This window comes from Wenyingzhuangia fucanilytica, from assembly GCF_001697185.1.
In the GTDB taxonomy this organism is placed as follows: Bacteria; Bacteroidota; Bacteroidia; order Flavobacteriales; family Flavobacteriaceae; genus Wenyingzhuangia; species Wenyingzhuangia fucanilytica.
Window position 1 is genome coordinate 315,044 of record NZ_CP014224.1, and the last position, 12,382, is coordinate 327,425.

The window sequence follows — 12,382 nt, forward strand, 5'->3', positions numbered from 1 at the left end:
TAGTTGGTTTTAATCAATTATATAGGTTTTTACTTTTTCTCCTTTTTTTACTATTTTAATATCGTCTTCTAAATAAATTAAAGCATTGGCTTGGGCAAAACTATTTAACATGGCAGAGCTTTGACTTCCTAAGATTTCTACACCATTTTGAGTTGTTTTTGCTTTTAAAAACTCTCCTCTAGTTCCTTTTTTTAGGTATTCGTTTTCTAATGTTAATTCTACTGTTGATTTACTGTAATTAGGGTTTCCAATTATTTTTTGTAAAGCAGATTCAATGTAGATATAATAACATGTTAATGCCGAAGCTGGATTTCCAGGAAGTGCAAATACAACTGTATTTTGATTTTTACCAAAAAATAAAGGCTTCCCTGGTTTTTGCTTTATTTTATAAAAAATTTGTTCTGTTTTTAGCTCTAACAAAGCTTTCCCTACAAAATCATAATCACCAACAGATATTCCTCCTGAAATTAATACAACATCACTTTCTTTTAAAGTAGTTGCTAAGGTGTTTTTTGTAGCAGCATAATCATCTTTTACTTTGATGATGTTTGTTTTGTTAAAACCTTTTTTTGCCAAAGCGGTTTGTAGCATAATAGCATTGCTTTCGTAAATTTGTCCAAATTCCAAAGGTGTTCCCGGAGTGACTAATTCATTTCCAGTTACAATAATACTAATGTTGGGTTTTGGATAAATACTTACTTCTGTAATACCTAAGGTTGCTAAAAAACCAATGGCTGCGGGGTTTAGTTTTTCCCCTTTTTGTAAGGCAATTTGTTTTTGTTTAATCTGTTCTCCTTCTAGTCTGATGTTTTTATAATCAGAGAGCGTGTCATCAATTTTTAAAACACCATTGTTAACCTCGGTGTTTTCTTGCATAATAACAGCATTTGCATTTATAGGAGTAGGAGCTCCTGTAAAAATTCTTACAGCTTCTCCTGTGTTTAAGGTTCTTTTGTTGTTGTCTCCAGCTTTTATTTCATCAACCAATTTAAAATTGTTTTGATGTTTGTCGTCATATAAAATAGCGTAACCATCCATGGCAGATTGGTTAAAAGGAGGCATGTTTATAGGAGAGAAAATATCTTCTGCTAAAAACAAATCCAAAGCATCTTTAAGCAAAACTTTTTTAGGTTTTTTGCTTAAAACGTTTGTGTTTACCAAGTTGATGGCTTCTTTAATGCTAACTAAATAATTGTTCATGTCAATAAAATATAGAAGACTAAATTATGATTATTCTGCCAAAACAACTTCCTTAAATTTAGTTTTTGGTGCCTCACAAAGACTACAGCAATAATCGTCTGGTAAGTCTTTAAATGCTATTCCCGGCGCAATGTTTGCTTCTTCATCACCTATTTCATCATCATAGACAGTCATACAGTTACCGCATTGGTAAACAGTTGATTCTAATAGTCCAGAGTCTTTATTTTGTTTAGGTTTTTTTACGTTTTCAGTATTGTTATCTAATTGTTTAAAGTACAATTGACTCAATTGCATTAACAATCCAGGAAGTTCAATTTCTTCTACGTTTTGAGCGTAAGGAATATATTCTCTTGTGTTTGGATCAAAGTTTTTACAATACAATACATTATATGATGCAATGTTTTCGTAGCTATTGGCAATTTTAGGATTTGGATTTTTTTCTACTATCATTGAAGTAAAGTAGTGAGGATCCTCACTTCTTTCATGATATCCAAATGTTAATCCGTAAGTACTAATATCATTTTGATCAAAAGATTTTACAATAAACCTTTTTAATTTTAAAGCTTCTGGGTCACTAACAGGTAAATGCCAGTTTAATTCTAAAGAAGAGTGGCGAACGTTGATTCCTCTTTGTCCTAAAAACTTTTCTAGCATAAACTTATATTCCTTTTCAATACCTTTTACAATAAAAGATTTCCAAGGTGTGATACAAATTTTACTGATTTTGTAATCCATACAAAAATCACAAAAATCATCTAAGAAATTAATATCATATTGATTGTTTCTCCAGTACAATCCTAGCCAATATTGGCTAATTCCCATTTTGTTCATTCCTTCGTAATAGGGGAATGGTCTGTAAGGAATTTTTAATGGTTCTGTAACTACTTTGTTATTAGAGTCTGTTAATTCGGTTACTCTGTTAAATAAATCCTGAACATTATCAAAGTTTTTATATTCTTCTTCAATAATTTTAGCCACTTTAGCTATGTTCCAAGTAAAAACCAATACAGGGTAGGAGATGTCTTTTTCCCAACCCGGTAAGTTTAAATTTACATACCAATAATCCTCGCTTTTTGAAGCAATAAAATTGATGTTTCCTCCATAGATTGGTACCAGGTTTTGTTGAGGATCTACAATGTTGATTTTTAAAGTAGGATTGTATTTAAAATCTTCGTGTAAATACAAATAGGTAGTAGCACTTAACCAAGAAGTTTGTTGAAAAACATCGGCACAAACATATGAAGATACAATGTTTTGATATTTGTGAGTATCATCATCAATATCTTGTTTAAACTCAGGGAAATAAGTTTTTAACAAATGCTGTTGGTTTTCTTTAACAGGTAATAATATATCTTGTCTAGACCCAAAGCTAATAGAAGTTAAATTCAATGCTCTAGCTAGTTGTGTAACTTGCTTTAATTCATTTGGAGTGATAACTCCTCCTTTGATGAAAATTCTTTTTAATCTTTCAATCATGTCTTTTTGTTTAAAGTTTGAAGTTTTGTTTGTAGAAAGTATTATTCAATTTTAATACTAGGTACTAGCTACCAAACATTCCTTCATAATATCTCTAACTTCTGGTTTACAACTTCCACATCCTAAACCTGCTCCGGTAGTTTTACATAATTCAGCAAAGTCTGTACATCCTCCAGATATGGCTTGTTTTAAATTACCATCACCTACTTGGCTACAAGAACAAACTAGTTTACCTATAACAGGTTCTCCACCACCGCTACCACGTAATAATTCATCACGTTTGTCTGATAGTTCTACTTTATCTTCAATTAAAGCTTTGAATTCTGCAAATTCATTTTTATCTCCCATCAATACAGCTCCAACCAAAATATCATCTTTTACTACACATTTTTTGTAGTAACGTTTGCGTTCATCTGTAAGAATAATTTGTTCGTAAGAATTATCTCCTTTTGGAATTTCGATGTTTCCAATACTACATAAATCAAGATTCTCAAACTTTAAAATATTCATCAAAACAGAACCGTCATAAAGACTTCCTAAATCTCCTAAAATAAATTTAGCAGCTACATCTGCTTGTTGTTCAGCAGCAGAAGTAATTCCAAATAACCAACCATTGTATTGAGCAATTTCTCCTAGAGCAAAAATATTTGGGTCACTAGATTGTAAGTGTTGGTTTACTTCAATTCCTCTTCCACAATTTAATTTAATATCTCTACCTAATTCAATATTTGGAATGGTACCAATGGCATAAACAATAGCATTGGTTTTAATAATTTTTCCAGTTTTTAATCTTACTTCTAATTCTGTATCTTTTTCAGTTTCAAAAACAGTATCTACCTCGTTGTTATAGTGTATTTGAATTCCTCTTTCTTGAACATCTTGTCCTAATAATCTACTAGAAACTAAATCTAATTGACGTTCCATCAATCTGTTGGCACGTTGGATAATGCTAGATTTGATATCTATTTTAGAAAGTGATGCAGCCAATTCTAAACCAAGTAAACCACCACCAACTATAGTTACGTGTTGTTTGTGTTGTGGAAGACCAGTTCTTTCTAAGTGATTTTTTAAGTCATCTGCATCTTTTTTAGTACGCATGGTAAATGCTCCAGGCATATCTAATCTACAGTCTTTAGGAACAAAGGCTCTACTTCCTGTAGCGATGATTAAAATATCGTATTGATGAGTGTTTCCATTGCTGTCTACAATTGTTTTTTCTTCTCTATTTACTTTTACTATACTACAGCTAGCGTGTAAGGTAACTTTTAATTTATCTAGTTCCCCAGCTTTAATTTTTTGAAGTTGCTCCCAGGTCATTTCTTCATTAATATATTCTGGGAGCATTACACGGTTGTAGAATGGGTAAGGTTCTAAAGAAAAAACATCTAGTTCGTCTTCTGTATTGTGTTCTCTATAGGTTTGGATAAATCTATATGAAGCTGAGCCTGCACCAATTAAACAGATTTTTTGTTTTTCTTTTTTAAACTTGGTTACTTGCGCAACAGCATGTTTAAAGTCTGGTTCTTTAGAAATAGGATCAATTAATTCGTTGGTTAAATTGTTAGCACGTCCAAAATCAGAACCAGAAACTCTACCAAAATGCATTGGCATAAATATAGCTCCTTTCTTGATGTCTTTGTTGATGACAGCTTTTACTCTAGCAGTTCCACGATTGTTTTTAACTACAACAATATTTCCTTCTTCAATTCCTCTAGCTTTAGCATCCTCTTCATTTATCTCTACATAAGGACCACTAATATGGGTTAGCAAACGTTTTACTTTTCCTGTTTTGGTTCTAGTATGCCATTGGTCACGAATACGACCAGTGTTTAAAATCAAAGGAAACTCCTCTGTAGGTTGTTCCGATTGATTATAAATATTTTGAGGAACGTTAAAGTTGGCTTTACCGTCTTTTGTGTAAAATTGTTTATCAGTAAATAATCTAGGAGTTCCCTTGCTATCTTCTGTAGGGAATGGCCATTGAACGGTACCTAAATCTTTTAATTTTTGATATGATAAACCAGAGATGTCAATATTAGTCCCCTTGGTCATCAAGCAATATTCTTTATAAACTTCTTCGGCATTATTGTAGTTAAAACCTTTGTAGTTCATGGCTTGAGCAAAACGCCATAATATTTCTACATCAGGTAAAGCTTCACCCGGTGGATCAATTCCTTTTTCTAAATAAGAAATTCTACGTTCTGAGTTAGACATGGTTCCTTCTTTTTCTAACCATCCAGCCGCAGGTAATAATAAATCTGCATATTTGGTGGTTTCAGCATTGTGAGAAATGTCTTGTACTACCACAAATTTTGCTTTCTTAAGAGCCCTTTCTACTTTATTAGAGTTTGGTAAACTTACAACAGGGTTGGTACAAATTATCCAAATAGCTTTTAAATCACCTTTATCTAAAGCGTCAAACATTTGTGTTGCAGTATATCCTGGTTTTGGAGAAATAGGGTTACTCTTCCAGTATTCAGCAACTTCTTTTCTGTGTTCAGGGTTTTCTAAGTCTTTATGGGCAGCTAGTAAACTAGCCATTCCACCAACTTCTCTACCACCCATAGCATTTGGTTGTCCTGTTAAGGAGAATGGTCCAGAACCTGGTTTTCCTATTTGTCCTGTAACTAATGAAATATTTAATAGAGATACATTTTTATCAACACCGATAATACTTTGGTTTAATCCCATGGTCCACATACTAATGAATCCTTTGGCATCTCCAATATATTTTGCAGCTAGTTTAATATCAGCTAATGATACATCACAAATTTTTGCAGCGTCTTCTAAAGAGGTTTCAAATACTTGCTTTTTAACATCTTCAAAATTGTTGGTGTGATTTAAAATAAAATCAATATCAATTTTATTTGTTTCTATTAATTCACGAATAATAGCATTGTTTAAAACAACATCTGTTCCTTGTTGAATTTGTAAATGTAAATCTGCAATGGCAGCGGTTTGTGTTTTTCTTGGGTCAACAACAATAAATTTGGTGTCAGGATTCGCTTCTTTATGAGCTTCTAACCTTCTGTATAAAATAGGATGACACCAAGCAGGGTTTGCTCCAGTAATTAAAAAAGTATCTGCCAATTCAATGTCAGCATAAGCAATAGGAACAGCATCTTCACCTAAGGCTTTTTTATAACCCACAACTGCAGAACTCATACATAGTCTTGAGTTGGTGTCAATATTGTTAGTTCCAATAAATCCTTTGGTAAGTTTGTTTACCAAATAGTATTCTTCGGTTAAACATTGTCCAGATACATAAAAACCTACACTGTCTGGTCCGTGTTTTTTGATGATAGATTTAAAAACGGCTGCGGCTCTTTCAAAAGCAGTGTCCCAAGAAACTCTTTTTAATGGATGGTTTTTACTCCACTTCATTTCAGGGTGCAAAATTCTATCTGTAGTGTCTTGAGCAACATAATGAAGGTTCATTCCTTTTGAACAAAGCATTCCTTTGTTTACAGGATGTTCGGTGTCTCCCGTCACTTTTAATGTTCCGTTATTATCTTTATTTACGATGATCCCACAACCCACACCACAGTAGGAACAAGTTGTTTTATATGTTTTATTTGCAGACATGTGATTCATTTTTTTGAAGAATACTTATGCAAATATACTAAAATTACGTACACATTAAGTATATATACGTAGTTTTATATTGGAAAAATAAAACAAATATTATTTTTTAGGGCGGTACCTCAACTCTCCTAGCTCTATGTTAATGGCTACTTTTGATAGAATGGTAAAAATAAAAATACCCATAGCCCATATTCCTAAAGTAACCCCAATTTCTACGCCTGTTGGGCTGTACTCTACAATTGCTCCATAAGGTCCTGGTATAAATCCAGGGATAATTAATCCAAATCCTTTTTCTATCCAAATAGCAATAAACAGTATAAAACAACAGAAGTATAAGACTTTAAAGTTGTTACGTAGTTTTGTAAAAAGTAGCATTATGGTTGCAAGTACATTTAATGGAATTGAAGTCCAAATCCAAGGTAACAATGCATTTTTACCTTCTAGTCCAAAAAATAAGTAAAAAGCACTTTCACTATGATGGGTTGGAGCATAAAACTCTTTAAAAAGTTCTGAAACCAACATGATTAAATTGATTTGCGCAGCAACAGTAACAATTAAGGCTATTTTTTTGATGGTTTTATCAGCAATGTTAAATTTAGTATGACTTCTAATTACTGCTAATACTAGTATAATTAATGCAGGTCCAGCAGCAAAAGCTGATGCTAAAAATCTTGGTCCTAAAAGGGCATTGTTCCAAAATGGTCTTGCCTGAAGACCTTGGTATAAAAAGGCTGTTACTAAGTGAATTCCAACTGCCCAAAATACAGATAGAAACGCCCCAGGAACATAAACTTTTGGGTTTGATTCTTTATTTTGATAATGTCTAAAAAGAATGTAAAGAGGAATGGTGATATTGATAAATAAATAACCATTTAGCACAATAACATCCCAAGTAAGCATAGAGTTAGGAAAATTAAAAACTCCAATACCTGGTATCATGTGCCATAAAACTCCAGGTCCTCCCATATCTGCAATAACAAAAGCCAAACACATTAATAAAGCAGAAACTGCTAGTCCTTCTCCAATTAGTACTGCTCTTTTAAAGTCAATATCTTTTAGTACATAAGTAGGCATCACTAGCATTACTGCGGCAGCGGCTACTCCAACTAAAAATGTAAAGTTAGATATGTATAATCCCCAACTTACACGGTCGTTCATTCCTGTGGCTCCTAATCCGTGTTCTAGTTGTATAGAGTAGCAATACATTCCAACTAACATAACAATAGATAGGAATCCCATCCATAAATGGTATTTTACAGATCCTGTTGTGATAAGGTTTAAACTGTCTAACGTTAGGTTTTTAAAGACTTTCAAAATTTTCATTGAATTGTAAGTTTAATTTGTGTTTAAGAAAGATTTAGGTTAATCCATATAGTACCAAAATTTAGGCTCAGTTCCTAAATCTTCTTTTAGCCTAAATACTTTTTTGTTTTCTAAAACCCATCTTATGGTGCTGTTAGGGTCTAGTAAATTACCAAATACTCTAGCTCCAGTTGGACATGCTTCTACACAGGCAGGGTTTTGTCCTTCTCTAGATCTTTGTATACAGAAGGTACACTTTTCCATTACTCCTTTTTTGCGAAGTCTGTTTCCTAAATAGTGTTGTTCTTTGTTTACTTCTTCTTCTGGTACTTCGGGAGTTTTCCAGTTAAATCGTCTTCCATCATAAGGACAAGCAGCCATACAATATCTACAACCTACACACCAGTCGTAGTCAATAACAACAATACCGTCTTCTTCTTTCCATGTTGCTTTTACTGGGCAAACTTCAATACAAGGAGGATTATCACAATGAAAACACTGGGTTCCCATGTAAAAATGACCAGCAGCAGGAACTTCGTGATAGTAATTGTCGTCAGATTCTCCAAAATTAAATCCCTTTCCTTCTTCCATTTCATGAATACGGATGTATTGCATCTGAGATTCTCTATCTTGATTGTTTTCTTCAACACAAGCATTTACACAATCCATATATCCTTGACATTTGGAAATGTTAAAAGCGTATCCAAATAAAGTATCTTCTTCTGCACCTTTAGAAGACATGTTTAAAGTTTTTCCAGTTCTAAGTTCGTAAGAACGTTCTAATCTTGTAACCGTTGCCTTTTTTTCTTCATCGGTCATTAGTTTGTAATTTCCTTTGAATTGCTCTTCCCAATCTATTTGTGCTTTTTCTTTAGATTCATCACTAGAGGTAATGCTACAAGAGGTACTTACTGCTCCGGCACCAATAAGTAAACTAGCGGTTAGTTTTTTAAAAGCGTCACGTCTGTCCATTTTTACATTAAACACTTGGTCGTAACCGTCTAGGTGTTTTTGTGCTTCGGGAATTTCTGGTGTTTCAGGTGATGAAGATTTACAACCACCATTCCCACCACTTCCGCAACTACAATTGTGTTGAAGTGATTTGTTTTTATGTCTTCCTAAGTTTAGTGAGTACCACTTATTAGTATCGTTGCTCATGGTCGTAGTGTTTAGTTTCTTTCTTTAACTTTTTGAGTATTGTATCTGGCAGGCCATTTAGAAGGAATTTTTGGGTTGTGTGGATTATGGCAATTCACACAAGTCATAGATGCTCTAGGAGGTGCCCAACTACCAATTCTTTTTCCATGAGCCCCGCCTGCCCAATCTTTGTATTGTTGATTATGGCATTGACTACATAGGTTATAGCTATTGTTCAGGTCTATTTTTTTACCAGTAAAACTTGTTAGGCTATTGATGTCTTCTTTGTTGTGACAAGTAGTACAATTCATAGTGTTTTCATTAGCATGTTGTAATTTAATGTTCCAATGTGCTTTTTGATAATCAACACCTTTCATTTTTTCTAATGGCTTGGTATGGCATTCTGTACAAGCGTATAGTTCTATTTTTCCTTTGCGCTCTGGAATTAAAAAAGTGTGTCCGTTTTCAGTTACTTCAATAAGATCTAAATTTTTGATGTACTTTTCTGATGTTATACTGTTCCCATCATAACTTTTACTTAAATCTTCTATTTTGTCTCTAATCGTATGGTACTCATGATGCTCTTCTTTACAGGCAATTGAGTTGATGGCTATTAAGAATGACAATAGCAAGTAGATATGTTTTTTATAGTGTACCATTATGGTTTTCTTTTAAAGATTCCGATATCAATAGTTTCTTTATTGTTAATCACATGACATTGACGACAATTAATTCTTTCCGGATGTGTGGTTCTAATTTCTTTTGGAGCACTAGGCCCAGCATGACAGGCCAAACAATTTTCTCTCATTTGTAATTGATGAGGAATGGCTGGTGGACTTCCGGGTAGATAATTATTAGCTCCTTTTCCTACATTAGGTGCGGGGATTTTAATAAAATTAGAGCCTTTAAACAATGTGTTTGTTTTTTGTTCTACATGACATTGTCTACAGTTTACTTTCTCAGGATGTGGTGTAACTGGGGCATAGGCTTTAAATTTATCAACATAACCACCGTCTTGATGACATTGTAAACAGTTTTTACCTCCCATGCTTCTTTCTCCGCTAGCTACCGGATGAGGTATATAGGGTGGGGCATTGTGGTAGGCTCTGTTTTTGTAGTAATCTTTTAAAGACCTTTCGTGTGCGGGGTCTTGTGGAGTTTTACTATAATTTATTGCATGTTCAGATCTTTCAAATACGCCACTTTCTGAAGGGATTAATGTGGTTGAAGAAGGTGTGTTAATAGGAATATAAGCTTCTTCAAGACTAGATTGATAGCTAATATTCCAAACAACGACAAACGCAATGAAAAGAAGTGTAAAAAATGATATGATTCCTAACCTGTTCATTGCTTATACTTTTTCTATTTTAACAGCACATTTTTTGTAATCTGGTTGTTTAGAGATAGGACAAAATGCGTCTAGAGTTAAATCGTTAATTAATAAGTTTTCGTCAAAAAATGGTACAAATACTTGTCTTCTAACAGGTACACCTCTTTCGTTTACCGAAGCAGGTAAAATCATAGTACCTCTTCGTGTGGTTAATCTTACTTTATCTCCCGTTTTGATTTGTAGTTCTTTTGCTTCATCTGGGTTGATTTCTACATAAGAGTGAGGCATGGCCTTGTGTAGAATAGGAACTCTTCTTGTCATTGAACCAGAGTGCCAGTGCTCTATAACACGACCCGTACATAACCAGTATGGATATTCGTTATCTGGTTCTTCTGGAGCGTGTTCGTAAGGTCTTTGCCATATAGTTGCTTTTCCATCTTTGTTTCCGTAGAATTGGAATTCTTTACCGTCATCACAAGCAGGATCATATTTTGCGTTAAATCTCCATTTTGTAGATTTTCCATTTACATAAGGCCATTGTGCACCAGGTTGAGATTTTAAAACTTCTAAAGGAGCCATGTTGTGTTTTTTTCCTTCGTGATGTCTTCTGTACTCATTGTATATTTCTTCAATATGAGTTTCTTTATTGTAGTAGAATTGTTTTTCAAATCCCATTCTTTTTGCAACTTCTATCAACTGCCAAGTATCACTCATTGCCTCTCCAGGAGGATTAATCATTTGCTCAAAATATTGAGTTCGTCTTTCTGAATTTCCGTACATTCCTTCTCTTTCAATCCACATAGCAGATGGTAAAATAACATCGGCAATGTCTGTTGTTGGAGTAGGGTAGATATCAGAAACTACAATAAATCTACCTTCTTTTTTAGTGGCATCTCTGTAGCGTTTTAATTTAGGCATGGTAACCATTGGGTTGGTAACCTGAATCCACATAAAACGAATTTCGCCTCTGTCTAGAGCTCTAAACATTTCTACAGTATGATAAGTAGGTTTTGATGGGATGTTTTCTACAGGTACGTTCCATATTTTAGCAGCGTGGGCTCTGTGTTCAGGGTTTGTAACTACTCCATGTGGCAATTTGTGGGTTAGTGTACCTACTTCTCTTACAGTCCCACAGGCACTTGGTTGACCTGTTAAAGAGAATGGACTGTTTCCTGGGGTAGATATTTTACCTGTTAATAAATGGATGTTGTAAACTAGATTATTAATCCATGTACCTCTAGTGTGTTGGTTCATTCCCATACACCATAAAGACATTACTTTTGTGTTTTGGTTTCCATAAAAAGAAGCCATGTATTTGATGTCTTGGGCAGAGACTCCAGAGATTTTTTCTACTTTTTCCGGCGTATAATCCTCTAAGAATTTTTTGTAATCTTCAAAGTCAATTGCTTGAGGTTTGTCTGTAAATGAGTAGTTGTCTTCAAGACCATAACCCATTTTAGTTAATCCTTTTTTAAAGTTACAGTAATTTTCTATAAAGGATTTATTTGTCCAATTATTTTTTATAATTTCATAACAAATAGCATTTGCAACAGCTAAATCTGTGTTGGGTTTAAACAAAATAGATCTATCGGCAGCCATACTTGTACGTGTGGTACGTGTTGCGAAATCAATAATTTTTACATTTCTTTTTTGTCTTTGATCTAGTAATCTGGAGAATAGAACAGGGTGCATTTCTGCCATGTTGTTTCCCCATAAGACAAATACATCAGCATGATCAATATCCTCGTAACATCCCATAGGTTCGTCAATACCAAAAGAGGTCATAAAACCAGTTACAGCACTTGCCATACATAAACGGGCATTAGCTTCTACGTTATTGGTTCCTATACATCCTTTAAATAGTTTAGAGGCAACATATCCATCTGGTATTGTCCATTGTCCTGATCCATATATAGAAACTGAATCTTTCCCGTGTTCTTTTATGGTGGATTGCATTTTAGAAGCGATTAAATCAAGCGCTTCCTTCATGGTAGTTTTTTCGTATTTTCCATTTTTCATCACCAATGGATGAGTAAGTCTATCTTTTCCGTAAATAGCAAGGATAGAGTGATACCCTTTTACACAACAAAGTCCTTTGTTGACTGAAGAATTTGGATCTCCTTTTACCGCTACCGCTTTACCATCTTCGACTCCAATTAAAACCCCACAACCTACACCACAAAATCTACAAGGTGCTTTTTTCCAGTCTAGGCCATCGTTGTTTGGAATTCCTTTTAGTTGTTCTTCAGCAAACATAATTCCTGGGAACATTGTTGTTGCTGCTGTCATGGCAGAAAGAATTGCCATTTTTTTGATGAAATTACGTCTGTCTATTAATGGAGCGCTCATAAT

General features: G+C 34.0%; 8 protein-coding genes. All 8 read right to left on the reverse strand.

Going from position 1 to position 12,382, the window contains the following annotated elements; genetic code table 11:
- Positions 1-9 precede the first annotated feature (9 nt).
- The 8 genes from AXE80_RS01385 to AXE80_RS01420 all read right to left on the reverse strand — a co-directional run bounded on the left by AXE80_RS01385 (position 10) and on the right by AXE80_RS01420 (position 12,379).
- The gene (locus AXE80_RS01385) at positions 10-1,200 is read right to left on the reverse strand and encodes a molybdopterin molybdotransferase MoeA (protein ID WP_068824131.1); all 1,191 of its coding nucleotides are present in this window, start codon (positions 1,198-1,200) and stop codon (positions 10-12) included.
- Between the two features lie 30 nt (positions 1,201-1,230).
- Positions 1,231-2,676: a rubredoxin gene (locus AXE80_RS01390; protein ID WP_068824132.1), complete on the reverse strand. Its 1,446-nt coding sequence runs from the start codon at positions 2,674-2,676 to the stop codon at positions 1,231-1,233.
- Between the two features lie 57 nt (positions 2,677-2,733).
- The gene (locus AXE80_RS01395) at positions 2,734-6,261 is read right to left on the reverse strand and encodes a nitrate reductase (protein ID WP_068824133.1); all 3,528 of its coding nucleotides are present in this window, start codon (positions 6,259-6,261) and stop codon (positions 2,734-2,736) included.
- A 99-nt stretch (positions 6,262-6,360) separates the two neighbouring features.
- On the reverse strand, positions 6,361-7,584 hold the full coding sequence (gene dsrP, locus AXE80_RS01400; protein WP_068824134.1) for a sulfate reduction electron transfer complex DsrMKJOP subunit DsrP: 1,224 nt from the start codon (positions 7,582-7,584) through the stop codon (positions 6,361-6,363).
- 39 nt (positions 7,585-7,623) lie between these two features.
- Complete coding sequence (locus tag AXE80_RS01405; RefSeq protein ID WP_068824135.1) at positions 7,624-8,721, reverse strand: 4Fe-4S dicluster domain-containing protein; 1,098 nt, start codon at positions 8,719-8,721, stop codon at positions 7,624-7,626.
- Positions 8,722-8,732: 11 nt separating this feature from the next.
- Positions 8,733-9,359, reverse strand: coding sequence for a multiheme c-type cytochrome (locus AXE80_RS01410; protein WP_068824136.1), 627 nt, complete (start codon positions 9,357-9,359; stop codon positions 8,733-8,735).
- On the reverse strand, positions 9,359-10,048 hold the full coding sequence (locus AXE80_RS01415) for a nitrate reductase cytochrome c-type subunit (protein ID WP_068824137.1): 690 nt from the start codon (positions 10,046-10,048) through the stop codon (positions 9,359-9,361). The genes AXE80_RS01410 and AXE80_RS01415 overlap by 1 nt, the downstream gene beginning before the upstream one ends.
- Before the next feature lie 3 nt (positions 10,049-10,051).
- Complete coding sequence (locus AXE80_RS01420; RefSeq protein ID WP_068824138.1) at positions 10,052-12,379, reverse strand: molybdopterin-dependent oxidoreductase; 2,328 nt, start codon at positions 12,377-12,379, stop codon at positions 10,052-10,054.
- Positions 12,380-12,382 lie beyond the last annotated feature (3 nt).

Coding starts and splice junctions, on each gene's coding strand:
- AXE80_RS01385 (WP_068824131.1), bottom strand. CDS start 1,200: ATGAACAATTATTTAGTTAGCATTAAAGAAGCCATCAACTTGGTAAAC.
- AXE80_RS01390 (WP_068824132.1), bottom strand. CDS start 2,676: ATGATTGAAAGATTAAAAAGAATTTTCATCAAAGGAGGAGTTATCACT.
- AXE80_RS01395 (WP_068824133.1), bottom strand. CDS start 6,261: ATGTCTGCAAATAAAACATATAAAACAACTTGTTCCTACTGTGGTGTG.
- dsrP (WP_068824134.1), bottom strand. CDS start 7,584: ATGAAAATTTTGAAAGTCTTTAAAAACCTAACGTTAGACAGTTTAAAC.
- AXE80_RS01405 (WP_068824135.1), bottom strand. CDS start 8,721: ATGAGCAACGATACTAATAAGTGGTACTCACTAAACTTAGGAAGACAT.
- AXE80_RS01410 (WP_068824136.1), bottom strand. CDS start 9,359: ATGGTACACTATAAAAAACATATCTACTTGCTATTGTCATTCTTAATA.
- AXE80_RS01415 (WP_068824137.1), bottom strand. CDS start 10,048: ATGAACAGGTTAGGAATCATATCATTTTTTACACTTCTTTTCATTGCG.
- AXE80_RS01420 (WP_068824138.1), bottom strand. CDS start 12,379: ATGAGCGCTCCATTAATAGACAGACGTAATTTCATCAAAAAAATGGCA.